Raw genomic sequence first — 26,451 nt, forward strand, 5'->3', positions numbered from 1 at the left:
GGGTCCTCCTTGTTGTTATGAGGCCGTCACAGCCTAAGCAAATGCCTGCTCAAGCGCCACACCCGCACCGGTCAAGCCGGAATACGGCGCGGTCACCAGCCACACCGGGATGCCTTTGAAGTAGTCACTCATGCAGCCTTTGTCGGCAAAACTCCTGGCGAAACCGCTGCGGATAAAGAAGTCGGCAAACCTCGGTATCACCCCGCCCACGATATACACACCGCCACGCCCGCCCGTGGTCAGCACATTGTTGCCGGCCACTCGGCCCAGCCAGATGCAGAACTGGTCGAGCACTTCCAGCGCCACCGGATCGCCCGCCAGGCCCGCCGCCGTGATGGCCTCGGGCGTGTGCAGCACCGGGGTGTGCCCGTCCACCGCACAGATCGCCCGGTACAGGCGCGGCAAACCGCCACCGCTCAACGCGGTTTCAGCGCTGACGTGGCCGATCTCGCTGTAGATGTGTTGCCACAACTGCGTTTCACGCGGGCTGCTCAGGGGCAGGTCGACATGGCCGCCCTCCCCCGGCAACGCCGCCCAACGGCCTGCGCCGAGGTCCAGCAAGGTACCGACGCCCAGGCCGGTGCCCGGGCCGATCACCACGGCCGGGCGCAACGGCTCCGGGATACCTTCGCACACCACGCGAAATTCATCGGGCTGCAAGCGGGTCATGCCCAGGGCCATGGCCGAGAAGTCATTGACCAGCAGCAGTTCGTCTACCTGCAACGCCTGGCAGAAAGCCGTCTTGCTCAAGCGCCAGTGATTGTTGGTGAACTTGAATTCATCGCCGCTCACCGGGCCGGCCACCGACAGGCACACCGCGCCAATGTCACCCAGCGCCAGGCCTACCTCCCTGAGATAGACCTTGATGGCCTCCTCAGGGCTTGCGTGATCCACCGTGGCCTGCACGCGGATCGAATGCAGTGCCTGATCCCGCCACAACGCAAAACGGGCGTTGGTACCCCCGATGTCACCGACCAGCGCTAACTTCACTTAAGCGTCTCCAAGGCACAGGTAAAGGCGCTGGCGCCTTGCTCTGCGGAGCTTGCGGCCAAGCGCATGAATGCAAACAACTCGCGACCGGCGCCCACGTTATTGCCCAGCAGGCCCGTGGCCGGCGTGCGCGCGGCAAATTCTTCGGCGTCCACCTTAAGCTCCAGGGTGCCGGTAACGCCATCGACGCGAATGATATCGCCATCCTGGACCCGCGCCAGCGGCCCGCCGCTCTGGGCTTCGGGGTTGACGTGGATCGCGGCGGGAATCTTACCCGAGGCGCCGGACATACGCCCGTCTGTCACCAGGGCGACTTTGAACCCACGGTCCTGCAACACGCCAAGGAACGGCGTCATTTTGTGCAATTCGGGCATGCCGTTGGAGCGCGGGCCCTGGAAGCGCATCACCGCGACAAAGTCTTTTTCCAGCTGGCCTGCCTTGAAGGCATCGGCCAGGTCCTGTTGATCCTGGAACACCACCGCCGGCGCTTCGACCACTTGGTGCTCGGGCGCTACTGCCGAGACTTTCATCACGCCACGGCCGAGGTTGCCTTCCATCACCCGCAGGCCGCCTTCCGGCGAAAACGCACGGGCCACGGGGCGCAGGATGGTTTCATCGAGGCTTTCGATGGGGCCGTCGCGCCAGATCAGTTCGCCGTCGACCAGGAACGGCTCCTGGGTGTAACGGCTCAAGCCCTTGCCCGCCACGGTGTTGACGTCCTCGTGCAGCAGGCCGGCTTCGAGCAGTTCGCGGATCAGGAACGACATGCCGCCCGCCGCCTGGAAGTGGTTGATGTCAGCCTTGCCGTTCGGGTACACGTGCGACAGGGTCGGCACCACTTCGGAGAGGTCGGCCATGTCCTGCCAGGTCAGGATGATGCCCGCCGACATGGCGATGGCCGGCATGTGCAGGGTGTGGTTGGTGGACCCGCCCGTGGCGTTGAGGGCGACGATGGAATTGACGAGTGACTTCTCGTCGACGATCTCGCCGATCGGCGTGAAATTACCGTTGGCCTTGGTCAGGCGTGTGACCTGGTGCGCGGCCTCGCGGGTGAGTGCATCGCGCAGCGGCGTATACGGGTTGACGAACGAAGCGCCCGGCAGGTGCAGGCCCATCACTTCCATCAACAGTTGGTTGGTATTGGCGGTGCCGTAGAAGGTGCAGGTGCCAGGGCTGTGGTAGGACTTCATTTCCGATTCCAGCAGCTCTTCGCGGGTGGCCTTGCCTTCGGCGTAGCGCTGGCGCACATCGGCTTTCTGCTTGTTGGAGATGCCCGACGGCATTGGCCCGCCGGGCACGAAGATCATCGGCAGGTGGCCGTAGCGCAGCGCGCCCATCATCAGCCCGGGGACGATCTTGTCGCAGATGCCCAGCATTAACGCAGCGTCGAACATGTTATGGGACAGCGCGACCGCCGTGGACATGGCGATCACTTCACGGCTGAGCAGGCTCAGCTCCATGCCCGGCTCGCCTTGGGTCACGCCATCGCACATGGCGGGCGTGCCGCCGGCGAACTGGCCGACCGAGCCGACTTCGCGCAGGGCTTTCTTGATTTGTTCAGGGAAATGTTCGTACGGCTGATGCGCCGAGAGCATGTCGTTATACGAAGAAACAATTGCCACGTTGGCGGCATTCATCATGCGCAGGCTGTTTTTGTCTTCGGTGCCGCAACCGGCCACGCCGTGGGCGAAGTTGGCGCACTGCAGCTTGCCGCGCATCGGACCGTCGCTGGCTGCGCCGCGAATGAGCGCAAGGTAAGCCTCGCGGGTGGCGCGGCTGCGGGCGATAAGCCGTTCGGTGACCTCAAGGACGCGGGGATGCATGTATAGAACTCCAGGCTAACGGATGTGGCGACCTGAGTGTCTATGCTGATCAAACGCCCGCAGCGCATGGATGGCAGGCAGTCGTTTGGATCATCGGACCAGTTGATTCAGGTCACTCGTTGTAGATTGAACAAAATATTGCCACTAAAAAGGCTTGTTTTCTATTTTTATGCGAATAATCTTGTAATTCTTACAACAAATCGACGATAGGCACTTTCCAATGACTCTACGTATCGCAATCAACGGTTTTGGCCGTATCGGCCGTAATGTTCTGCGCGCACTGTATACCCAAGGCTACCGCCAGGATTTGCAGATCGTCGCCATCAATGATCTGGGCGACAGCTCGATCAATGCCCACCTGCTCAAATATGACACCGTGCATGGCACATTCGAAGCAGAGGTCGCCCACGATCAGGAAAGCCTGACCGTCAATGGCGACCGGATCGCCGTGAGTGCCATTCGCAACCCGGCCGACCTGCCGTGGGCCGCGCACAAGATTGACGTGGTGTTCGAATGCACCGGCCTGTTCACCGATCGTGACAAGGCCGCCGCCCATATTAGCGCCGGTGCGCGCAAGGTGATCATCTCTGCCCCGGCCAAGGGCGCGGATGCGACCGTGGTCTACGGCGTAAACCATGACATTTTGCGTCAATCGCACCAGATCATCTCCAACGCGTCGTGCACCACCAACTGCCTGGCGCCGGTGGCCCAGGTGCTGCACCGCGAACTGGGCATCGAAAGCGGCCTGATGACCACGATTCACGCCTACACCAACGACCAGAACCTCACCGACGTCTACCACACCGACCCGTACCGTGCGCGTTCGGCCACCCAGAACATGATCCCGAGCAAGACCGGCGCCGCTGAAGCCGTCGGCCTGGTATTGCCGGAACTGGCGGGCAAGCTGACCGGCATGGCGGTGCGCGTGCCGGTGATCAACGTGTCGCTGGTGGACCTTACCGTGCAGCTGAAAAAAGAAGCCACGGCCGATGAAGTCAACGCGCTGTTGAAGCACGCCAGCCAGCACTCGAAGATCCTCGGCTACAACACCCTGCCGCTGGTTTCCAGTGACTTCAACCATAACCCGCTGTCATCGATCTTCGATGCCAATCACACCAAGGTGAGCGGCAAGTTGCTTAAAGTGCTGGCCTGGTATGACAACGAGTGGGGCTTCTCGAACCGGATGCTGGATAACTGCCTGGCGCTGTGTAACGCCGAGTAATCCCATTTGGAATGGGGCTCGTGTGGGAGGGGGCTTGCTCCCGATGGCGGTGTGTCAGTCAGCCTGTTCATGACTGATACACCGCTATCGGGGGCAAGCCCCCTCCCACATTTGAGCGGTGCAAGGCTGCAGAAATAGCCACTTGCCATTTCAGTTGATGATAAGCATTATCATTAACTGCAAATCGGTCTGGTATCACTGTGAGCCAATCTCGCTTCAACCACGTCTTTCTCACCCAACGGGTGATTCTGCTGCGCACGCTGCAACGCATGGTGAATAACCACAGCACCGCCGAGGACCTGTTGCAGGAAACCTACCTGCGCGTGACCCGGGCCCTGAGCGAGCGGCCGATCGACCACCTTGAACCCTTCGTCTACCAGACCGCGCGCAACCTGGCGCTGGATCATTTGCGTTCGCGCAGGATCCAGGCCCGCACCCTGCAGGAAGATGTCCCGCTGGATATCCTGCAAAGCGTTGCCGCCCCGATCAGCACACCCGAAGACGCGACTCAGGCCGAGCAGTTGCTCGAGCACCTGAGCGTCAGCCTGGGCCAGTTGAGTGCTCGCCAGCAGCGGATCTTCATCCTCAGCCGCCTGCACGGTTGCAGCTACCAGGAAATCGCCGATCAGCTGCAGGTGTCCTTGAGCACCGTACAAAAGGAACTGAAGTTGATCATGGCCATCTGTGTAGGTGTGGCCGAACGGCTGGATCAGCCTTAAGCTTCACGCCGACAGAAGTGTCGATCCAGGCTGTAGGAAAAATGAATAGAACGTGGCGAAGACCCGAGGAACACCGTGACGGACCCGAATAAACTGCGCCCCCACGAGCTGGCTCACGAGGTGCTGCAAGACACGGCCATGGACCAAGCCCTCGATTGGCTGATCGCCTTGCAGTGCGCGCAACCCGGCCAGCAAGCTGCGTTCCAAGCCTGGCTGGCCGAGGACCCCGCGCACGCCCACGCCTTCAGCAAAGCCCAGGCCGCCTGGGGTGCCGCGCCCGTACACAGCGCCGCCGTGGCTCTGGCCGCACCACGCAAACCGAGCGCCTGGCGCCGGATCAAACCGCATTGGAAACCCCTGGCCACCGCCGCCGTGCTGCTGCTCGGCCTGTTCAGCTTCAGCAACCTGCCGGTACGCCTGCAGGCCGACCACCTCACCGTGGTCGGTGAACGCCAGCGCCTGCAACTGGACGAGGGCGCCAATGTACTGCTGAACACCAATTCGGCGTTTTCCAGCCGCATCAAGGACCACCAACGCATCGCCCGCCTCTACCAGGGCGAAGCGTTTTTCGACATCGCCCCCAGCCGTGGCCTGCCGCTGGAAATCGACGCCGGCCCGGTGCGCGCCAGCGTGCGCGACACCGCGTTTGCCGTGCGCTATCTCGACGGCGAAGCCCAGGTGCAGGTGCAGCGCGGCGATGTCGACCTGAGCAACACCGTCGACGACGCCCGGGTGCGCCTGAGTGCCGGTGAAAGTATCCGCATCGGTCCCAAAGGCTTTGGTCAGCCGGCCAAGCTGGACGCCGGCAAGGACCTGGCCTGGGTCCAGGGCCGACTGGTGTTCGAAAACTGCCCGATGGGCGAAGTGCTGGCGGAGCTGCGTCGCTATTACCCAGGCTGGATCGTCAACACCAACGACAGGCTCGCCAGTGTCGCCGTCACCGGTAACTATCGACTCGACCAACCGCTGGACGTGGTGCGTTCCCTGGCCCACATCACCTCGGCCAAGCTGTCGGAATACCCAGCGCTGGTGATCTTGAACTAAATGAGAATTATTTTTACTCGATGCTGACCGGCGATACGTCTCGTTATAGCCAATGCAACTGATTCCTATTTGGTTCAGTTCGCAACTATAAGATTCGTATCTCCGGAGCGCTCTCGATGTCCTCTCGTTTCAACCGCCGGTCTTGTTCGCCCGTCCTGTCCCTGCTGACCGCCGCCGTGCTGATGGCCGGCGCGCCGGCAATGGCCGCCACTGCCGCAGAACCGGCGCCGCGCAGCCAAGGCAATTACACCTTCAGCATCGAACAGCAGCCCTTGGTGTCGGCGCTGAACGCTTTCACCGGCGTGACCGGCTGGCAAGTCGGCCTGCCGGCTGAGTTGGGCCAGGGTGTGTCGTCCCCTGGGGTGCGCGGTGCGTTGTCGCCCGAGAAGGCGCTGGAACGGCTGTTGGTGGGGACCAACCTGAGCTATCGCAAGCTGGGCAACAACAACATCGTCCTGGAGAAACGTGCCGCCGGAGACGCCCTCAACCTGCAGCAGGTGACCATCAGCGCCACCCGTACCGAGCAGGATGTGGACAGCGTACCGAGCATGGTCAGCGTGCACGACCGCCAGGAACTGGACCGCCAGAACGTCAACACTACCCGTGAGCTGGTGCGCTACGAACCGGGCGTGTCGGTGGGCGGCGCCGGCACGCGCTCGGGCAATGCCGGCTACAACATTCGCGGTATCGACGGCGACCGCATTCTTACCCAGGTCGACGGCGTGGAGGTGCCCGACAACTTCTTCAACGGCCCCTACGCCAAGACCCGGCGCAACTACGTCGACCCGGAAATCGTCAAGCGCGTGGAGATCCTGCGCGGGCCGGCCTCGGCCCTGTACGGCAGCAGCGCCATTGGCGGCGCGGTGAGCTATTTCACCCTCGACCCGGATGACATCATCCAGCCCGGGCAGGACGTCGGCGCCCGCCTGAAGACCGGCTACAGCTCCGCCGACGAAAGCTGGCTGACGTCCGCCACCGTAGCCGGCCGTGTGCAGGACGTCGACGGTTTGCTGCACCTGAGCCAGCGCAACGGTCACGAAACCGAGTCCTATGATGGCAACAACGCCACCGGCCTGGCCCGCACCGGCGCCAACCCCGAAGACGCGCGCACTACCAACGTGCTGGCCAAACTGGGTTGGAATTATGGCGACGATAACCGCCTGGGCCTGACGTACGAGAAGTACAAGGATGATCGCGACATCAACCTGAAGAACGCGGTGGGCGGCCCGTTCATTGGTGGGCGCGGCTTCAACCTTTACCGTGACCGTCGCGGCAACGACACCATTACCCGTGAACGTTTCGGCCTGGAAAACAGCTTCGCCCTTGAGTCGCCGGTCGCCGACCGCATCAAGACCAGCCTCAATTACCAGATCGCCAAGACCGACCAGACCACCGCTGAAATCTATCAGTCGGGCCGTCGCGTACTGCGCACCCGCGACACCCTGTACGAAGAAAAGCAGTGGGTCTTCGATGCACAGCTGGACAAGGCCTTCAGCCTTGGCGACACCGAGCACCAGGTGACCTACGGCACCACCCTCAAGCAGCAGAAAGTCACCGGTTCGCGTGAAGGCAGCGCCACTTGCCTGGCGGTCGGCAGCGGCTGCACCGCCATCGGCGCGCCCAGCCCGTCGGCCGGCGACAGCGTGAAGAAATCCAGCGATTTCCCCGACCCGACCATCAACACCTATTCGCTGTTCGCCCAGGACCAGATCAGCTGGAATAAATGGACCTTCCTGCCCGCCGTACGCTACGACTACACCCGGCTCAAGCCCAAGCTGACCGAGGAATTCCTCAGCACCGTGAACCCCACCGGTGAATATGCGGTCGACGGCAAGGACAAAACCTGGCACCGCGTCACGCCCAAGTTCGGCCTGACCTACGCCCTGACCGATCAATACACCTGGTTCGGCCAATACGCCGAAGGTTTCCGCACACCGTCCGCCAAAGCGCTGTACGGCCGCTTCGAAAACCTCAACCTGGGCTACACCGTGGAGCCCAACCCCGACCTCAAGCCGGAAACCAGCAAGGGCATCGAAACCGGGCTTCGCGGCAAGTTCGACGAGGGCTCGTTTGAAATCGCGGTGTTCTATAACAAATACCGCGACTTCATCGACGAAGACAACGCGGTGGTCGGCGGCACCGTCGAGCAGTTCCAGGCGGTGAATATCAAACGCGCCACCATCAAGGGCGCCGAAGCCAAGGGCCGCCTGAACCTGGATGCCTTCGGTGCACCGCAAGGCCTGTATACCCAGGGAGCGGTGTCCTACGCCCATGGCCGCAACGACGACAACGGCCAGCCGCTCAACAGCGTCAACCCGCTCAAGGGCGTCTTCGGCCTGGGCTACGATCAGGACAGCTACGGCGGCCTGCTGAGCTGGACCCTGGTGAAGAAACAGAATCGCGTCGACAGCAGCACCTTCCACGCCCCGGACGGCGACACCAGCGGCCCGTTCAAGACGCCGGGGTTCGGCATTCTCGACCTGAGCGCTTACTACAAGGTCTCCCACGACGTGACCATCAACGGCGGCGTCTACAACCTCACCGACAAGAAGTACTGGAACTGGGACGACGTGCGCAGCTACGACAGCGTCGGCGAAGCCGCGGTGACCGGCCCGGCCAACCTTGACCGCCTGACCCAGCCGGGTCGCAACTTCGCGATCAATGTGATCTGGGACATCTGACGCCACCTGCTGCATCTCGCCGCGATGATCGAGCGGCGAGGTGCGGAATTTTTACTGTGCCGCGTCTTCCTGTTCGTCTAGTTGATAACCGCTCTCTTCAGAGCCAGAAAGGCGCTCCCCCTCTCAAGGACTTTTTCATGACCGCTTCTCCTACCGCAGAACGTCCAAGCCTGCGCTCCCAGCGCCTGAACCAGATCACCCACGCGCCACACACCAGGCTCGACGCGTTGGTAAAGGCCCACGCGCCGTTTGCAACCCAGGCCAACTTTGCCCGCTTCGTGGTGGCGCAGTACCTGTTCCAATCGGAGTTGGTGGCGCTGTACAACGATGCCGAACTGAACCGGATCATTCCCAACCTGGCCGAACGCTGCCGCGCAGATGCCGCCAGACTCGACCTGGGCGACCTCGACACCGAGGTGCCGGCCCCGGTTGCCGGGGCGGTGAACAACCCGAGTGTGGCCCGATCCCTGGGCTGGCTGTTCGTCTCCGAAGGCTCCAAACTGGGTGCTGCCTTCCTGATCAAACGGGCCGTGGGCCTGGGCCTCAGCGAAACCTTCGGCGCGCGTCACTTGGGCGAGCCGGCGGGCGGCCGCGCCGAAGGCTGGAAAAGCTTCACTCGCACCCTCGATGCAATGCAATTGAGCGTCGAGGAAGAAGCCGCCATGGATAAAGGCGCCATCGATGCGTTTGTGCGCTTCACCGTCTTGCTGGAACAGGCGTACGCTAGCGCCCCTGAACTGGCCTGATCTTGAATTGAAATGCAATCAACTGTGGGAGGGGGCTTGTCCCGATGGCGGCGTATCAGTCGACGCATTCAGTGACTGACACGCCCTCATCGGGAGCAAGCCCCCTCCCACACTTCGACCCTATTTCAAGCTGATTTCTTGTGACCTCCTGATTGCACACACCATGACCGGCAAAACCCAATCCACCTCGAAAATCGCGCAGATCCTCTACGGCCTGCTGGCCTACGTCAGCCTGGGGATCGGCTTGGTGGCGATTGTCATACCGGGTTTGCCCACCACCGAATTCATCCTGCTTGCCGCCTGGGCCGCGACCAAAAGCTCGCCACGCCTCAGCGCCTGGCTGGAAAACCACCGCCTGTTCGGGCCGATCCTGTTCAACTGGCGCAATGGCAAGATCATCGCGCGCCGGGCCAAAGTCAGCGCCACCGTCAGCATGTTGCTGTGCGCCGTCCTGATGCTGGTAATGCTTGATCACGGCTGGCCGATCTACCTGGCAATCGCCGGCATGAGCCTGGGCAACCTGTGGATCTGGTCGCGCCCCGAACGGCTTGCACGGCCCGTATAACGCTGCGTGTAGGGGTTTTCCTACCGCTTATCGCCTGTCACTCATGAATTGATTTGTTACGCCGATGTTTCAGACATGGCGCCGAATGGACTTGGCTCTGCGCATCTCAACAAGTCCATTTGTGAGTGAACCTATGTTCGACACCCTCTCCATCCGCTTGAAAATCGTGCTGCTGTCCGGCCTCTGCCTGTTAGGGGTGATCGCACTGGTGGTTGGCATCAATATCTACAACACCAACCAGAACGATCAGTTGGTCAGTGACTCAAGCTCACGAATGCTGACTGCCAGCGTAGAACAACTGCTGCAAGCCAAGGCGGCCGAACAGGCCGTGCAGTTGCAGAAAACCTTCAACGAAAACCTGCTGGTGGTCACCGCCCTCGCCGATCAAGTCAAAGACCTACGTAACCTGGGGGCCAAGCGTTCGCTGGACGCGGGTGCCCTGCGCGAAGACATCAACCAGAGCGTAAAAACCGCTTTTGAGCGTAACACCAAGGTGCTGGGCATCTGGCTGTCGTTCGAACCCAACGGACTGGATGGCAAGGACAGCGAGTTCATCGACGACAAAGCGCGCGTTTCCAACGAAAAAGGCCGCTTCTCCAGCTACTGGAGCCGGGCCGGCGGCGACAGCCTGAACACGATCATGGTTGAAGATGACCTGACGAAAACCAGCCTCAACCTCAGCGGCACGCCCTACAACATTTGGTACACCTGCCCACGGGACACTCGGACTACGTGCCTGTTGGACCCGTACGAAGACACGGTGGCCGGCAAACCCGTGCTGATGACCACCATCTCCCTGCCCTTGATCGTGGATGGCAAGGTTATCGGCGTCGTCGGTGTCGATATCGCCCTCAACGCCCTGCAAGCGGTCACCGACGCGGCGCAGAAAGACTTGTTCAACGGCGCGGCGCACTTGGAGGTGCTGTCCAGCACCGGCCTGATCGCGGCCTACAGCGGTGAACCGGCCAGAGTGGGCAAGAACCTGATCGACACGCTCGGCGCCGAAGGCAAGGAGATCGTACAACTGCTCGCCAACGACCGCCCCATGATCCGCGAACAGGACGAGACTATTCGCGCCGTGTACCCCGTCAAGCCGATACCCGACGCCAAATCCTGGGGCGTGGTGATCAAACTGCCCAAAGCGGTGATGCTGGCCGATAACGTGAAGCTGCAAGCTGTGCTTGATGACGCACAGGCCACAGGCACCCTCAAGGCCTTGCTGGTAGCGGCTGCCGCCGCCCTGGTAGGCCTGCTGCTGATCTGGCTGACGGCCACCGGCGTGACCCGCCCGATCAACAGCGTGGCGGCCATGCTCAAAGACATCGCCAGCGGCGACGGCGACCTCACCCAGCGCCTGGCCTACAGCAAAAAAGACGAACTGGGCGAGCTGGTGAACTGGTTCAACCGCTTCCTCGACAAGCTGCAACCGACCATCGCGCAGATCAAACAAAGCATCACCGAAGCGCGCGGCACTGCCGACCAATCCTCGGCCATTGCGCGCCAGACCAGCGAAGGCATGCAGGTGCAATTTCGCGAAATCGACCAGGTGGCCACCGCGTCCAACGAGATGAGCGCCACCGCCCATGACGTCGCCAACAGCGCCTCCAACGCCGCCAGCGCGGCACGCGGTGCGGATCAGTCGGCCCGCGAAGGCATGTCGATCATCGAACAAAGTACTCGTGATATCACCACGCTTGCTGAAGAAGTCAGCAAGGCCGTCGGCGAAGTCGAAGCGTTGGCCGTCAACAGCGAACAGATCGGTTCAGTCCTGGAAGTGATCCGCAGCATCGCCGAACAGACCAACCTGCTGGCGTTGAACGCGGCGATCGAAGCGGCGCGCGCCGGGGAAAGCGGACGTGGTTTTGCGGTGGTGGCCGATGAGGTGCGTAACCTGGCCAAGCGCACCCAGGATTCGGTCGAGGAAATTCGCCTGGTGATCGAACGTATCCAGAGCGGCACCCGTGGCGTGGTGGCGACCATGCATTCGAGCCAGCACCAGGCCCAAAGCAATGCCGGGCAGATCCACCAGGCCGTGCAGGCCCTGGGCAAAATCAGCGACGCGGTGACGGTGATCAGCGACATGAACCTGCAAATCGCCAGCGCCGCCGAACAGCAAAGCGCGGTGGCAGAAGAGGTCAATCGCAACGTCTCCGCGATCCGAACCGTCACCGAAACCCTCACCGGCCAAGCCACCGAATCGGCAGCCATCAGCAGCCAGCTCAATGCTTTGGCCAGCCAGCAAATGAAGTTGATGGATCAGTTCAAGGTCTAAATAACACCACACCTCACTGTGGGAGGGGGCTGGCCCTCGCTCAATCCTTTCCCAGTGTTGGTATCGCAATGCGGCTACTGGACTTGACTTCACGCAAAGCCAGGCTGGACTGGATGGACGCAATCCCCACCTGACGCCTGAGCACCTGCTCGACGAAGTCGCTGTAGCTATCAAGATCCTTCGCCAACACCTGCAACACATAATCGGCATCGCCAGTGATCTTGTGACAGGCCAACACCTGCGGTAATTGCGCAATCACTGCCTCAAAGGCGTCGGGCGCATGGTCGGCGTGGGTCGAAAAACGGATATGCACAAACGCCATGATATCCAACCCCAGCATGCGTCGATCAAGGTTGGCTTGATAGCTCGTTATGACGCCCGCCTCCTCCATTCTCTTACGCCTTCGCCAACAAGGCGTCAGGCTTGACGACAGTCGTTCACTGAGCTCGGCGTTGGAAATACTCGCATCCTCCTGCAGCAGCTCAAGGATAGCGAGGTCGGTTTGGTCGAGGCTGATGCGTTTGGAAATTTTTTTCTGCATAACGCCATTCCTGAGTAAAAACACCCGATAAATCTACTAATCATCGAAAACAAAGCAAAGAAATCGCCTCCTGGCCAGAACAGAATATTTGCACTGGCTCACATTAACGGATGCGCAGAATGTTTACAGTTTTTAGTGATTCCCACCGTTTGCACCACGGCACAGAATTAAAAGACGGCGTACTCAAACCGTCGTTCGAACAGCCCAGTCGAGCCGATACCGTCCATGACCGCGTCAAGCAGGTCGGCCTTGGCCAGATCATCGAACCGCGCGCATTTGACCGATCGTGCTACGTCAACGCGCACAGCGAGCGCTATGTCAGTTTTCTGGAAAGCGCGTGGACACAATGGTGCGCAACCGGACGTACTCACGATGCTTTGCCGCTGGTATGGCCCGTGCGCGACCTGGCCAATGATCAAGTACCGACCTTCATCGACGGCAAGCTGGGTTTCTACGCCATGGATGCCGGCTCCCCGATTACTGCAACCACCTGGCAAGCCGTAAAAACCAGTGCCGATATCGCCCTCACCGGCCTTGCCCTGATCGATGAAGGCCACGACAGCGCTTTCGCACTGTGTCGCCCGCCGGGACATCACGCAGCGCGCGAATACATGGGTGGCTACTGCTACCTCAATAACGCGGCCATTGCCGCACAGCAAGCCATTACCCAAGGCGCCAAACGTGTCGCGGTATTGGATGTCGATTTTCATCATGGCAATGGTACTCAGAACATTTTCTACGACCGCAGTGACGTGATGTTCGTCTCGCTGCATGGCGAGCCGGCCGTTTCCTATCCCTACTACTCAGGCTTCAGCACCGAAGTCGGCGCCGGCCTCGGCGAGGGGTTCAACCACAACTACCCCTTGCCCAAAGGCACCACCTGGGAAAGCTACTGCAACGCCCTGCTCCATGCCTGCAAGAAGCTCCAGCACTTTGCGCCAGAGGTGCTGGTGATTTCACTGGGAGTCGACACATTCAAGGACGATCCCATCAGCCACTTCCTGCTGGAAAGCGAGGATTTCATCGGGATCGGAGAGCTTATTGCCAGCGTTGGCTGCCCCACCCTGTTCGTGATGGAAGGGGGTTACATGGTCGATGAAATCGGCATCAACGCCGTCAACGTGCTGCACGGATTCGAGAGCAAACGCAACTGAGCCATCCCTCGCTAAACGGCCTTCAATTCTGCAACGGAGAATAAAAACATGACGCTGTTTATAGATGTCGATGATGCTGCACGCCTGTTCACACAAGTAGGCATCCGACGCGCTATCCGTGACATGGCGACCTACATCAACGCCGATTACGCACGCTGGTCGCAATTTGATAAATCGCCACGCACCGCCAACCACTCGGCAGCAGGTGTCATCGAACTGATGCCCACCGACGATGGCCAGCAGTATTCATTCAAATACGTGAACGGCCACCCGCACAACGGCCAGCAGAGCCTGCTGACGGTCATGGCCTTCGGTGTTCTGGCCGAGGTGCAGAGTGGCTATCCCACCCTGCTCAGCGAACTGACCTTGACCACCGCCGTGCGTACCGCCGCAACGTCCGCGCTGGTGGCGCAATCGCTGGCTCGCTCGAATGCGACCTCGATGGCTCTCATCGGTAACGGTGCCCAGAGTGAATTTCAGGCGCTCGCTTTCCATGAAATGTTGGGCATCAGCGAAATCCGCATCTTCGATATCGATCACGACGCGTCCCTCAAGTTGAAGCACAACCTCGCGATGTTCCCGGACATTGAAGTCATTCTGGCCAGCTCCGTGAAGGAAGCGGTCAAAGGCGCAGATATCGTCACCACGGTCACCGCCGACAAAGCCTATGCAACGATTCTGACCCCCGACATGATCGAGCCCGGCATGCACATCAATGCGGTCGGCGGTGACTGCCCAGGTAAAACCGAACTGCATGCCGATATCCTGCGCAAAGCTCGGGTCATCGTCGAATTCGAGCCGCAAACACGCATTGAGGGCGACATTCAGCAACTGGAAGCCGATTCCCCCGTGATCGAATTTTTCCGGATTGCGCAGGGCGAAGTGGCCGGACGCGAAAACGATATGCAGGTGACTGTCTTCGATTCGGTGGGCTTTGCCTTGGAAGACTTTTCGTCACTGCGCTACCTCAATGATCTGGCTCAGGCACAGCAAATCGGTCAACGCATCCACCTGGTACCGACGCCGGCCAACATCAAAAATCTCTTTCAACTGCTGGATCCGCAACCGGCCAAAGCCTCGCGTCTGCGCACCGTCAACTGATCGGTAATGACCGCCCCCAGCCACTTGGCGAGGGGGCCATTCACCCTCCAGGCATGTCTGTGATTGGCCGCTGCCTTTCTAACAAGAACGCCCGATACCTACTTTCTGCCAAAACTCAAAAACATAAAATCAAGAGGTTTTGCAATGAAATCGAATCCCTCCGGGCTGCTTGAACAGCCCGCGCTGCAGCGCACGCTGAGCAATCGTCACATCCAGTTGATGGCCATGGGCGGTGCCATCGGTACCGGCCTGTTCATGGGCTCCGGGAAGATCATCGCCCTCTCCGGGACGTCGATCATCCTCATCTACATGATCATCGGACTGTTCGTGTTTTTCGTCATGCGTGCCATGGGCGAAATGCTCCTGTCCAACCTCAACTTCAAAACTTTCGCCGACTTCGCCGGTGCCTACCTCGGCCCGCGCGCGGCATTCTTCCTCGGCTGGTCGTACTGGCTGAGCTGGAGCGTGGCGGTGATTGGCGATGCCGTCGTGGTCGGCGGATTTTTCCAGTATTGGTTTCCCGACGTACCGGCATGGATACCCGCCGTCGGGATGCTGGCGACCCTTTTCGCGCTCAACGTGTTGACGGTCAGGTTGTTCGGTGAGGTGGAGTTCTGGTTCGCAATCATCAAGATTATTGCGGTGGTGACCCTGATCGGCGTCAGCAGCGTGCTGATTGCCAACTCCTTCGTTTCCCCCAGTGGCGTCACCGCGTCCCTGAGTCACCTGGTGGATAAACAGGCGGCGTTCCCTAACGGATTGTTCGGCTTCTTCGCCGGCTTTCAAATGGCGATTTTCTCCTTCGCTGGCACCGAGTTGATCGGCACAGCCGCCGCCGAAACTCGATCTCCGGAGAAAACCCTGCCCAAGGCAATCAACTCGATTCCGCTACGGATCATCTTGTTCTACGTGCTGGCCCTGATCTGCATCATTGCTGTGACGTCCTGGCAGCAGGTGTCTGCAATCAAGAGCCCCTTTGTCGAGCTGTTTCTTGTAGCAGGGTTCCCCGCAGCAGCCGGTATCGTCAACTTTGTGGTACTGACTTCTGCGGCATCATCGGCAAACAGCGGCGTATTTTCATCGAGCCGTATGCTGTTCGGGTTGGCCAACCAAGATAACGCACCACGAGTATTCCGACGGCTATCGAGTAACAGCGTGCCGCTGTTAAGCCTGGCGTTCACGACGTTGCTGATGCTGGTGGGTGTATTGGTGCTGTTCGTCGTTCCGGAAGTCATGACAGCATTTACTATCGTCTCTACCGTGTCGGCGATCCTGGTAATTTTCACTTGGTCGACGATCCTTGCGTCTTATATTGCCTATCGCAAAAAACGCCCTGACCTGCATGAAAAGTCGGCTTACAAGATGCCTGGCGGGGTGCCGATGGCCTGGTTTTCCCTGGCGTTCCTGGGCTTTGTGCTCTGCTTGCTGGCGTTGCGACCTGATACCCGTATCGCCCTGATGGTCATGCCGGGATGGTTCGTGTGGCTGGCAATTGCTTATCAGTTGACTCGCGCCTTGAAGCCAACGTCTGACGCTGTTCCTGGCAGGCAGAACGCGACAATCGCGCAGCCCTAGTGAAACTCGGACTCACCAAGAGCTGCCTGGTATGTACCCGCGCTATCGGGAGCCAATCCTACTACTTGTAGGAGCGAGCTTGCTCGCGAAAAACGCCCAGACAACGCGTTCATTCTGGATAAACGAGTGGGCCTGAGTTCTTCGCGAGCAAGCTCGCTCCTACAAAAACCTTAGAGACCGGTCCAGGCTTGGACGAATGGAGTCAGGTCTTCCTTCGGCGCGGTGCGCGGCGGGTTCTGGGGGGTGCCCAGGTAGAGGAAGCCAATCACTTCCTCGCCGGGTACCAGCCCCAGGCCTTTGGCGACGTGGGCCGAGTAGGACAACTCACCCGTGCGCCACACCGCGCCAATCCCCTGGGCGTAGGCCGCCAGCAGAATGCCGTGGGCCGCGCAGGCGGCTGCCAGCAGTTGTTCGGATTTGGGCACCTTGAAGTGCTCCTGCAGACGGGCAATCACCACCACTACCAGCGGCGCGCGCAACGGGCCGTTCTGGGCTTTGTCGATGGCGGCTTGCGGGGCATCAGCGTCTTGCAGGCGGGCGGCTTCGGCGAGCAGCGTGCCCATCTGCTCACGGGCCGTGCCTTCCACGGTGAGGAAGCGCCACGGGCGCAGTTGGCCGTGGTCGGGCGCACGCATGGCGGCGGCGAACAGCACGTCGCGCTGCTCCTGGGTCGGTGCCGGTTCCAGCAAACGCGGCACGGAAACACGGTTGAGCAAAGCGTCGAGAGCCTGCATTGGCCACCTCCAGAAAAAAATGTGCGCTCATTCTAGCGGAATGAATCGGGATGCCACCAAACGATAATTGCTCTTATTCAAACTGCCCCGCCCTGTTAGACTTTGCCCCCACATTTTCCGCCTTCGTTCAGGAAACTCGATGTTCCGTTCGCTACTTCACCTGTGCGCAGCGTTGATGGCCCTGGGCCTGACCGCCTGCGACGACGCCCCGCAGTTTACCCAGGCCGAGCCGGGTGAAGCGCGCGCTGGCGGTGCTACCACGGTGAACAAGCGCGACCAGAACGCTTTCTCCCTGCCCTCGGCCAACCTGGCGCCCACCCGCCGCCTGGACTTCAGCGTCGGCAACAGTTTCTTTCGCAGCCCCTGGGTGATCGCGCCCTCGACCACCACCGCACGTGACGGCTTGGGCCCGCTGTTCAATACCAACGCGTGCCAGAACTGCCATATCAAGGACGGCCGGGGCCACCCGCCGCTGGCCGATGCGCCCAATGCCGTGTCGATGCTGGTCCGCTTATCTATCCCTGATGCTGCACCTTACGCCAAACTCATCGAACAGCTCGGCGTAGTGCCCGAGCCGGTCTACGGCGGGCAACTGCAGGACATGGCCGTGCCCGGCGTGGCGCCGGAAGGCAAGGTGCGGGTCGATTACACACCGGTCAACGTCCAGTTCAAGGACGGCACGGTGGTCGAGTTACGCAAGCCCGACCTGCAGATCACCCAGCTCGGCTACGGCCCGATGCACCCCGACACACGTTTCTCTGCACGCATCGCCCCGCCGATGATCGGCCTGGGGCTGCTCGAAGCCATCAGCGACGCCGATATTCTGCGCAACACCGGCCCGAAAACCGCTGACCGTGAGGCCATCGTCGGCCGGGCGAATCGGGTGTGGGATGACGCCGCGCAAAAAACCGTGCTGGGGCGATTTGGCTGGAAAGCCGGGCAACCCAACCTCAATCAACAAAATGTTCACGCGTTTTCTGGTGATATGGGCCTCACCACCTCCCTGAGACCCTTCGATGACTGCACCGACGCCCAAGTCGCCTGCAAACAGGCACCAAACGGCAACGGCCCCGAAGGCGAGCCGGAAGTCAGCGACAACATCCTGCGCCTGGTGCTGTTCTATACGCGTAACCTCGCCGTGCCGGTGCGCCGCGACGTCGATGCGCCGCAGGTGCTGGCCGGCAAAAACCTGTTTTACCAGGCCGGCTGCCAGGGCTGTCATAAGCCGACGTTCACCACGGCCGCCAACGCCGCCGAACCTGAGCTGGCCAATCAAGTGATCCGCCCCTACAGCGACTTGCTGCTGCACGACATGGGCGAAGGGCTTGCCGACAACCGTACCGAATTCAAGGCCGGTGGCCGCGACTGGCGTACCCCGCCGTTGTGGGGCATCGGCCTGACGCAAACCGTGAGTGGTCACACCCAGTTCCTGCATGACGGCCGCGCCCGCAACCTGCTCGAAGCCGTGCTCTGGCATGGCGGGCAAGCGCAAGCGGCGCAGCAGCATGTGTTGTCGTTCAACGCCGAGCAGCGCGCCGCGTTGCTGGCATTTCTGAATTCTCTATAAGCTTTGCCCCAATTACAGAAGGGAGCTCGACATGTTCCGTCCCAAGTTGTTGTTCACCAGCCTGGCCGCCCTCGCCCTCGGCGCCTGCTCGCCCCAGGACCCGCAAGCGGTGACTTCGGCGGCCATCGCCAAGCAAGTCATCCTGCCCACTTACAGCCGCTGGGTTGAAGCCGACCGCCAACTGGCCGTCAGCGCCCTGGCCTACTGCCAGGGCAAGGAAAGCCTGGACACCGCCCGTGCCGACTTCCTCCACGCGCAAAAAGCCTGGGCCGAGCTGCAACCGCTGCTGATCGGCCCGCTGGCTGAAGGCAACCGCGCATGGCAAGTGCAGTTCTGGCCGGACAAGAAAAATCTGGTGGGTCGCCAGGTCGAACAGTTGGTCGCCAGCCAGCCACAGATCGACGGCGCCGCCCTCGCTAAATCCAGCGTGGTGGTGCAAGGCCTGTCGGCCTACGAATATATCCTCTACGACGCCAAGCCTGACGTCGCCGACGAAGCCCAGAAAGCCCGTTACTGCCCGCTGCTGATGGCCATCGGCGAACGCCAGAAAGCCCTGGCCGAAGAGATCCTGGCCAGTTGGAACAGCACCGACGGCATGCTGGCGCAGATGAGCAAGTTTCCGAACCAGCGCTACGCCGATTCCCACGAAGCGATTGCCGACCTGCTGCGCGTGCAAGTGACCGCCCTGGATACCCTGAAGAAAAAACTCGGCACGCCGATGGGCCGCCAGACCAAGGGCATCCCGCAACCGTTCCAGGCCGATGCGTGGCGCAGCCAGTCGTCCCTGCAGAGCCTGGAAGCCAGCCTCGCGGCGGCCCAGACCGTATGGGTAGGCGTCGACAACAAAGGCCTGCGCGGCCTGTTGCCGGCCGATCAGAAAGCCCTGGCCGACAAGATCGACGCCGCGTATGCCGCGTCATTGAAACTGTTCGCCAGCAACCAGCGCTCCCTCAACGAACTGTTGAACGATGACGCCGGGCGCCAGCAGCTCAATGATCTCTACGACAGCCTCAACGTGGTCCATCGCCTGCATGAAGGCGAGTTGGCCAAGGCGCTGGGCATCCAACTGGGCTTCAACGCCAACGACGGTGACTGATGATGCTCAGGCGACAGGCTTTGGCGGTAGGCAGCGTGCTGCTCAGTGCATTGACGTTGGGCGGCTGGACGCTGTTCAAGCAGAAAGACAAGAGCCCCCTGCTGCTGTCGGCGCGCGATGACGCCGACGGCAAGCACTACGCCGTCGGTTATCGCCTGGACGGCACGCAGGTGTTCGCCACCCAGGTCGGCCAGCGCTGCCACGACATCGTCAACCACCCGACGCTGCCGATCGCGCTGTTCGTCGCCCGCCGCCCGGGCACCGAGAGTTACCTGGTAGACCTGCGTGACGGCGCGCTCCTGCAGACCATCACCTCGAACCCCAATCGCCACTTCTATGGGCACGCGGTGATCCACAAGAGCGGTGACTGGCTGTACGCCACCGAGAACGACACGTCCGATCCCGGCCGTGGCTTGCTCGGGGTGTACCGGTTCGAAGGCGAGCGGCTGGTGCACAGCGGGGAAATCTCCACCCATGGCATCGGCCCGCACCAGGTCTCCTGGATGCCCGATGGCGAAACCCTGGTGGTGGCCAACGGCGGCATTCGTACCGAAGCCGAAAGCCGCGTGGAGATGAACCTCAATGCCATGGAGCCGAGCCTGGTGCTGATGCACCGCGACGGCAGCCTGATCAGCAAGGAAACCCTGGGCCAGCAGATGAACAGCGTGCGCCATATGGGAATCGCCAGCGATGGCACCATCCTCACCGGGCAGCAGTTCATGGGGCCGTCCCAGGAGCGCTCCGAGCTGCTCGCGATCAAGCGTCCGGGCCAGCCATTCGTGGCCTTTGCAGTGGCCGATGCGCAGTTGCAGGCGATGGGGCACTACACCGCCAGCGTCGCGGTGCACAGTGAGCTGCGGCTGGTGGCGTTGACGGCGCCGCGTGGTAATCGGTTTTTTATCTGGGACATGGACAGTGGCGAGTTGCGCCTGGACGGCCCGCTGCCCGATTGCGCCGGGGTCGGCGCGGTGGCGGACGGCTTTGTCGTGACCTCGGGCCAGGGGCGCTGCCGCCTATACGATTGCCGTCAGAAACAGCCGGTAGCGACGCCGCTGACCTTGCCTGCAGGGTTATGGGATAACCACCTGCACCTTATGACGTAACCCCCCGCCTCGATCTCAAGGCTCCTGCGCCGACGCCAAGGAGCCTAGCCGCCGACAACCACCAACGCCTGGCACATCGCCTACGCAGTCTGTGGAATTGCTTCTCATCCGAGAGACTTGTCCCACAACAACTTGCGAAGCTACCCCTTATCCCCTTCCTTGTTCTGACGAAGACTGCGGCGCTCAGCGCAGTGCCGCCTGGTCGTGCGTGCTCGCGCTTCGTTAACCCTGCACACGTCTTCACAAGGACTCCATTATGACCATGCCGGGCCGCCGGATGATTATCATGCTCAGCCTCGTTCTGTCAGTCGTGCTGATGCTCGCCGGCTACAAGACGTACTGGGTTTATCAGCAACTGCAGCTTTTGCATGGGCCAACGCCACCCGTCAGTGTGGCGACGTCCAATGCCTTTGAAATCCCCTGGCAGCGCCAAATGCCTGCCGCGGGCACGCTCAAGGCGTTGCAAGGTATCAACCTGAGCACTGAGGTGCCCGGTGTCGTCACACAGTTGCACTTTGAGTCAGGGCAAAGGGTCGAGGCTGGACAGACCCTGCTGCAGCTCGAGCACCAAACCCAACAGGCAGAGTTGGACGTGGCAAAGGCCGACCAGCGCCTGGCCCGTCAGAACTTTGAGCGCGGTCGAAAACTGGTGGACATCAGCGCCATCTCCAAAGGCGAATTCGATCGGCTCGGTGCTGAACTCAACCGCAACACTGCCCTCGTTGCACAGCGCACCGCAGCGCTGGAAAAGAAACACATCACCGCCCCTTTCACCGGCACCATCGGCATCCGCCAGGTCAACGTGGGTGATTACCTGCAAAGTACCCAGGTTATCGCCAGCCTGCAGGACACACGCCGCCTTTACGTGGACTTTTATGTGCCCGAGCAAGCCGTTCAACTGATCAGGATCGGGCAGCCGGTTCAGGTTGAGGTCTCGGCACGCCCAGGCACCTTCAGCGTCGCCGAGGTGAGCGCCATCAACCCGATCGTCGATGACAGCACGCGAAATGTGCTGGTGCGCGCGACGCTGCCCAACCCACGCGACGACCTGCTCCCGGGAATGTTCGCCCATTTACGGGTGCTGCTGGACGAACCGACTGCGCAAACCGTGATCCAGGAAAGTGCGATCGCCTTCAACCCTTATGGTCAGTACGTTTACGTGATAACCCGAGGCAACAACGGCGAGCCGCAGGCCCCCGATACCGGCGATACACCGCAACTGATAGCCGAGCAGCGCTTGATCGAAACGGGCGAGCGTCGCAATGGCCTGGTGGTGGTTTCCAAGGGGTTGAACAAGGGCGAACAGGTGGTCACCGCCGGCCAGCTCAAACTGAAACACGGCACCCCCGTGCGTATCAGTATTGACCGAAGCCAGCCGGATGGGCGACCGATGCCACATCAGGAGGGCGCACAATGACCTTCACCGACCGGTTCATCCGTCGCCCGGTACTGGCCGTGGTGGTCAGTCTGTTGATCGTGCTGCTGGGCTGGCAGGCCTACGAAAAACTGCAGCTGCGCCAGTTTCCGCAGATGCAGAACGCGCTGATCACTGTCACCACCGTCGCCCCGGGTCTGAGTGCGCACACTATCCAGAGTTACATCACACAACCCTTGCAACAAAGCCTGGCCAGCGCACAAGGCATCGACTATATGACGTCTTCCAGTCGCCAGAATATCTCGATTATCTCTATCTATAGTCGGCTCGACGCCGACAGTGACCGCTTGTTCACCGAGCTGCTGGCCAAGTCCAATGAAGTCAGGAACCAGTTGCCCAGCGGGATTGAGGATCCGGTGCTGAGCAAAGTTGCAGTGGACAGCACCGCGCTGATGTACCTGAGTTTTTCCAGCAAAACCATGAGCAATGCTCAGATCACGGACTACCTGCAGCGCGTGGTCCAGCCGCGACTGGTGACACTGCCGGGCATGGCGCAAGCGCAGATCATCGGCAGCCAGAGCTTCGCCATGCGCCTGTGGCTCGACCCGATAAAACTCGCAGGGTTTGGTCTGAGCGCCGCTGACGTGACCCAGGCAATCAGACGCTACAACGTACAATCTGTCGCGGGGGACCTTACCGGCGAATATGTCGTCACCAGTGCGACCACCAACACTGAACTGCAATCGGCCGAGGGGTTCAGTGCGATTCCCGTGAAAACCGACGGCGACAATCAGGTGCGCCTGGGAGACGTCGCACGCGTGGAGCTGGGCTCGCAAAATTACGACAGTTTCAGCACCTTCAATGGCACCCCTGCGGTTTATATCAGTATTCAAGCCACACCCGACGCCAACCCCCTGGAGTTAGGCAAGCGTGTCCGCGAACTGATCCCACACCTGCAATCGCAGCTCCCGCCCGACTTGCATTCGGATATCGCTTACGATTCGACGCTTTACATCAATGCCTCGATCGACCAAGTGCTGTCCAGCCTGGTAGAAGCCGTACTGATTGTAGTGTTGGTGGTGTTTTTGTTCCTGGGCTCCTTGCGCTCGGTGATCATTCCCGTCATCACCATTCCGCTGTCGCTGATTGGCACCTTGTTCCTCATGCAGCTGATGGGCTATTCCATCAACGTCCTGACGCTGCTGGCCATGGTCCTGGCGATCGGCCTGGTGGTCGATGACGCCATCGTGATGATGGAAAACATTCACCGCCACATCGAACAGGGTAAATCCCCACTTGAGGCCGCGATCAAGGGGGCAAGAGAGGTTTGCATCCCGGTGGTGTCGATGACCATCACGCTGGCCGCAGTCTATACACCCATCGGTTTCATGCAGGGCCTGACCGGGGCGCTGTTCAAAGAGTTTGCCCTGACCCTGGCCGGCGCTGTGGTGATTTCCGGGATCGTGGCGTTGACGCTGTCACCGATGATGTGTGCCATTTTGCTTCGCCCTGAAACACAGCCACAGGGCCTGACGCGGGTGCTGGACCGATTCTTCAACGCGTTGAAAACGCGCTATCAGCGCCGTCTGCACCAGATCATGCAAGCGCAGTCCGTAGTAGTGGTATTCGCCGCGCTCGTACTCTGCCTGATCCCAGTCATGCTCACATTCACCCTCTCGGAGTTGGCGCCCGACGAGGACAAGGGCCTGATTTTTATCCTGTCCAATGCGCCCCAACCGACCAACCTGGCGTACCTGAACCGCTACACCCAGGACTTTATCGAACCGTTCAAAACCTTTCCCGAATACCAGGCATCCTTCCAGATCAACGGCCTGGACGGCGTACATTCAGGCGTTGGCGGCTTCCTGCTCAAACCCTGGGAGGAACGTGAACGTACACAGATGAGCGTCCTGACAACCTTGCGTGAAAAACTCGACAACAACCCCGGCCTGCAAGTCTTCGCGTTCAACCTGCCTTCCTTGCCAGGCACAGGTGAAGGGCTGCCCTTTGGCTTTGTCATCAGCTCCCAGCAGGACCACAACTCGATGATCGGCGTGGCCGAGCGCATCAAACAACGCGCGATCGACTCAGGAAAGTTTGCCTACGTGGATATCGACCTGGCCTTCGACCGACCTGAAGTAACGGTCGAAATTGACCGGACCAAGGCCGCCCAGATGGGCGTGTCCATGGAGGATCTGGACCTGACCTTGAGCACCCTGCTGGCTGAAGCGGAAATCAACCGATTCAGTATTGACGGTCATCTCTACAAAGTGATTGCTCAAGTGGAGCGCAGCTATCGGGACAACCCAGCCTGGCTGAGCCAGTACGCAGTCAAAAACGCCAAGGGTCAATTACTGCCCTTGTCGACGCTGACCACAGTCTCCAGCCCACAGGTTCGGCCACGGCAGTTGAATCAGTTTCAACAGCTCAATTCAGTCACGGTGTCGGCCTTTCCGATTGTGGGTATGAGCAACGCACTGCAGACCCTGCAAACCATCGCCCAGGAGGAGGCGCCAGCGGGCTAAACCTTCGATTACCGCAACGCGACACGTCAGTTCGTGCAGGAGGGAAATGCGCTATGGGGCACGTTTGGCCTGGCGTTGGCATTCATCGGCCTGGTATTGGCGGCGCAGTTTGAAAGCCTGCGCGATGCCCTGGTGATACTGGTGACGGTACCGCTGTCGGTATGCGGTGCATTGATCGCACTGTTTCTGGGTTGGTCCACCCTGAATATCTACACGCAAATCGGGCTGGTCACGTTAATCGGCTTGATCAGCAAGCACGGCATCCTGATCGTCGAGTTCGCCAATCAACTGCGCAAGGAAAAAGGCCTGTGTGCGCGCGCTGCGGTCGAACAAGCGGCTGCGATCCGCCTGCGGCCGATTCTGATGACGACGCTGGCAACGGTAATGGGCGTCGTCCCGCTGATTTTTTCCAGCGGTGCGGGTGCGGTCAGTCGGTTCGATATCGGCATGGTGATCGCCACCGGCATGTCGATTGGTACCCTATTCACCCTGTTCGTCCTGCCGACGGTGTACACGGCGCTGACCAAAGCTGACAACGTGCCCCTTCAATAGCGTGATCGGTGAGTGCGCCTTCAGTTCACTGCAGTGACTTGCGCTCACCCGATTGCCCCCGCTGAGTCCCAAAAAAAAGGGCCTCGCATCGCGAAGCCCTTCCTGGGGGGTTCAATCGTTTCAACTCTGCGGCCTCATCGCTTGAGACATCCCGAACATGAATAACAGCAATTCATGATCGGGCTTGGCCGCCACACTGACCTTGGCGACACGTGGCTGCAGGCATAGCCCACCGCCTTGCGCCGCACTGAGTACCTGTGTGCGAGGCTGTTCCCACGCAGCCAGGGCGAGGGCTGCAATGCCCAACGCCCCGACCAGGAACACACCTCGTGCTATTTCTAGCTTCATTTGGTTAAACCCTTGATAGCGCTGCCAAACGCCGTCTCATAAAAGTAGCTGAGTTTTTTCCAGTCGGTGTCGTTCCACGACGAATGGCGGCGCAATTGCAGCATGTCGTGGGAGGCGGCCCGATAAGCGGTCAGACGCTGGCGACATTTTTCAAAGTCCAGCAACGCCACTTCCACGGTCACCGCATCGCCCTCGCCGGTGACCCGTACGAAGATGTGCTTGATATACAGGCAACCATGCTGCCAGCGCCCTTTGTGCATGCGCGCCAGGGTCCCGGCCAGCTCCTTGAGCAGGCGTTCATGCACCTCCTCGCCGTATTGCTCGCGACCACCGGCGGCGTACCAGTTTTCGATCTCGTCGAAACCGTCCAGCGAAGCGGTCACCAGTAAGGCTTTCCATTGATGTTCGGGGTCGCGTCGCGCCTCGCAGAACACCATCTCCGGCACCCGTACATCGAGCAAGCGCAGGCCCCTGAGGGCATCACGTTCACGCAACACGGTCGGACGTCCAAACGGATGCAGCCAACTGCGGTAGATGTGGCCGGTCTGGCGCTTGCAGTAGAGCAAACGGCCATTGGAACTGACCACCCGCTGTACGCCACTTTCACCGCCACGCCGACGATTGGGCTCTTCTACCCATTCGCCCTGCTGGCGCCAGAAAAAATCAAATCGTTCTTCGGGAGCTACATGACTGCCGACTACGCACTCAACTGCCATCC

The 26,451-nt window shown here is 60.6% G+C and carries 20 protein-coding genes and 2 pseudogenes; 16 read left to right on the forward strand and 6 right to left on the reverse strand.

Annotated features, from left to right (window positions below; genetic code table 11):
- Positions 1 to 33: 33 nt before the first annotated feature.
- Complete coding sequence (locus tag C4J86_RS20970) at positions 34 to 990, reverse strand: glucokinase (RefSeq protein ID WP_124371724.1); 957 nt, start codon at positions 988 to 990, stop codon at positions 34 to 36.
- Entirely contained in the window at positions 987 to 2,813 is a 1,827-nt protein-coding gene (gene edd / locus C4J86_RS20975; protein ID WP_124364223.1) for a phosphogluconate dehydratase, read from the reverse strand. Before edd ends, C4J86_RS20970 begins: the two co-directional genes overlap by 4 nt.
- Positions 2,814 to 3,033: 220 nt before the next feature.
- On the opposite strand from edd, the gene gap reads away from it, so the two are divergent.
- From gap to C4J86_RS27455, 8 genes and pseudogenes are all read left to right on the forward strand, one after another.
- A complete protein-coding gene (gene gap, locus C4J86_RS20980) occupies positions 3,034 to 4,035 on the forward strand; it encodes a type I glyceraldehyde-3-phosphate dehydrogenase (protein WP_124364224.1) in 1,002 nt (333 codons plus the stop codon).
- Positions 4,036 to 4,235: 200 nt separating this feature from the next.
- Positions 4,236 to 4,754 (forward strand): RNA polymerase sigma factor, encoded by a 519-nt coding sequence (locus C4J86_RS20985; protein WP_124368204.1) that lies wholly within the window; start codon positions 4,236 to 4,238, stop codon positions 4,752 to 4,754.
- A gap of 75 nt (positions 4,755 to 4,829) precedes the next feature.
- Positions 4,830 to 5,798, forward strand: coding sequence for a FecR domain-containing protein (locus C4J86_RS20990; protein WP_124371725.1), 969 nt, complete (start codon positions 4,830 to 4,832; stop codon positions 5,796 to 5,798).
- A gap of 116 nt (positions 5,799 to 5,914) precedes the next feature.
- Positions 5,915 to 8,479: a TonB-dependent receptor gene (locus tag C4J86_RS20995; RefSeq protein ID WP_124371726.1), complete on the forward strand. Its 2,565-nt coding sequence runs from the start codon at positions 5,915 to 5,917 to the stop codon at positions 8,477 to 8,479.
- A 137-nt stretch (positions 8,480 to 8,616) separates the two neighbouring features.
- A complete protein-coding gene (locus tag C4J86_RS21000; RefSeq protein WP_124371727.1) occupies positions 8,617 to 9,225 on the forward strand; it encodes a biliverdin-producing heme oxygenase in 609 nt (202 codons plus the stop codon).
- A gap of 163 nt (positions 9,226 to 9,388) precedes the next feature.
- Entirely contained in the window at positions 9,389 to 9,790 is a 402-nt protein-coding gene (locus tag C4J86_RS21005) for a YbaN family protein (RefSeq protein ID WP_124371728.1), read from the forward strand.
- A 274-nt stretch (positions 9,791 to 10,064) separates the two neighbouring features.
- A pseudogene (locus C4J86_RS27450) lies at positions 10,065 to 11,204 on the forward strand (HAMP domain-containing protein); the annotation flags it as partial.
- A 102-nt stretch (positions 11,205 to 11,306) separates the two neighbouring features.
- A complete protein-coding gene (locus C4J86_RS27455) occupies positions 11,307 to 12,062 on the forward strand; it encodes a methyl-accepting chemotaxis protein (protein WP_372238023.1) in 756 nt (251 codons plus the stop codon).
- 40 nt (positions 12,063 to 12,102) lie between these two features.
- On the opposite strand, the gene C4J86_RS21015 is transcribed toward C4J86_RS27455, so the two are convergent.
- Positions 12,103 to 12,603 (reverse strand): Lrp/AsnC family transcriptional regulator, encoded by a 501-nt coding sequence (locus tag C4J86_RS21015; RefSeq protein WP_124371729.1) that lies wholly within the window; start codon positions 12,601 to 12,603, stop codon positions 12,103 to 12,105.
- A 119-nt stretch (positions 12,604 to 12,722) separates the two neighbouring features.
- On the opposite strand from C4J86_RS21015, the gene C4J86_RS21020 reads away from it, so the two are divergent.
- The 3 genes from C4J86_RS21020 to C4J86_RS21030 all read left to right on the forward strand — a co-directional run bounded on the left by C4J86_RS21020 (position 12,723) and on the right by C4J86_RS21030 (position 16,433).
- Positions 12,723 to 13,757, forward strand: coding sequence for a histone deacetylase family protein (locus C4J86_RS21020; protein ID WP_124371730.1), 1,035 nt, complete (start codon positions 12,723 to 12,725; stop codon positions 13,755 to 13,757).
- 48 nt (positions 13,758 to 13,805) lie between these two features.
- Positions 13,806 to 14,858 carry an ornithine cyclodeaminase gene (locus C4J86_RS21025; protein ID WP_124371731.1) on the forward strand — a complete coding sequence of 351 codons (1,053 nt, stop codon included), beginning with the start codon at positions 13,806 to 13,808 and terminating at the stop codon, positions 14,856 to 14,858.
- A 144-nt stretch (positions 14,859 to 15,002) separates the two neighbouring features.
- The gene (locus C4J86_RS21030) at positions 15,003 to 16,433 is read left to right on the forward strand and encodes an amino acid permease (protein ID WP_124372468.1); all 1,431 of its coding nucleotides are present in this window, start codon (positions 15,003 to 15,005) and stop codon (positions 16,431 to 16,433) included.
- Positions 16,434 to 16,603: 170 nt separating this feature from the next.
- On the opposite strand, the gene C4J86_RS21035 is transcribed toward C4J86_RS21030, so the two are convergent.
- The gene (locus C4J86_RS21035) at positions 16,604 to 17,167 is read right to left on the reverse strand and encodes an NAD(P)H nitroreductase (protein WP_124371732.1); all 564 of its coding nucleotides are present in this window, start codon (positions 17,165 to 17,167) and stop codon (positions 16,604 to 16,606) included.
- Between the two features lie 139 nt (positions 17,168 to 17,306).
- On the opposite strand from C4J86_RS21035, the gene C4J86_RS21040 reads away from it, so the two are divergent.
- From C4J86_RS21040 to C4J86_RS21060, 5 genes and pseudogenes are all read left to right on the forward strand, one after another.
- Positions 17,307 to 18,734 (forward strand): di-heme oxidoredictase family protein, encoded by a 1,428-nt coding sequence (locus tag C4J86_RS21040; protein WP_124371733.1) that lies wholly within the window; start codon positions 17,307 to 17,309, stop codon positions 18,732 to 18,734.
- A 31-nt stretch (positions 18,735 to 18,765) separates the two neighbouring features.
- Entirely contained in the window at positions 18,766 to 19,830 is a 1,065-nt protein-coding gene (locus C4J86_RS21045) for an imelysin family protein (RefSeq protein ID WP_124364232.1), read from the forward strand.
- 2 nt (positions 19,831 to 19,832) lie between these two features.
- Positions 19,833 to 20,933, forward strand: a complete 1,101-nt coding sequence (locus C4J86_RS21050) for a DUF1513 domain-containing protein (RefSeq protein ID WP_124369017.1) — start codon at positions 19,833 to 19,835, stop codon at positions 20,931 to 20,933.
- A gap of 262 nt (positions 20,934 to 21,195) precedes the next feature.
- Positions 21,196 to 22,350, forward strand: coding sequence for an efflux RND transporter periplasmic adaptor subunit (locus tag C4J86_RS21055; RefSeq protein WP_124372469.1), 1,155 nt, complete (start codon positions 21,196 to 21,198; stop codon positions 22,348 to 22,350).
- A pseudogene (locus C4J86_RS21060) lies at positions 22,347 to 25,385 on the forward strand (multidrug efflux RND transporter permease subunit). Before C4J86_RS21055 ends, C4J86_RS21060 begins: the two are co-directional and overlap by 4 nt.
- Before the next feature lie 120 nt (positions 25,386 to 25,505).
- On the opposite strand, the gene C4J86_RS21065 reads toward C4J86_RS21060, so the two are convergent.
- Both C4J86_RS21065 and C4J86_RS21070 read right to left on the reverse strand, forming a co-directional pair.
- On the reverse strand, positions 25,506 to 25,733 hold the full coding sequence (locus tag C4J86_RS21065; protein WP_124364233.1) for a hypothetical protein: 228 nt from the start codon (positions 25,731 to 25,733) through the stop codon (positions 25,506 to 25,508).
- Positions 25,730 to 26,449 (reverse strand): lipopolysaccharide kinase InaA family protein, encoded by a 720-nt coding sequence (locus C4J86_RS21070; RefSeq protein WP_124371734.1) that lies wholly within the window; start codon positions 26,447 to 26,449, stop codon positions 25,730 to 25,732. The genes C4J86_RS21065 and C4J86_RS21070 overlap by 4 nt, the downstream gene beginning before the upstream one ends.
- Between the last annotated feature and the right edge of the window lie 2 nt (positions 26,450 to 26,451).

This window comes from Pseudomonas sp. R2-7-07 (genome assembly GCF_003852355.1).
In the GTDB taxonomy this organism is placed as follows: domain Bacteria; phylum Pseudomonadota; class Gammaproteobacteria; order Pseudomonadales; family Pseudomonadaceae; genus Aquipseudomonas.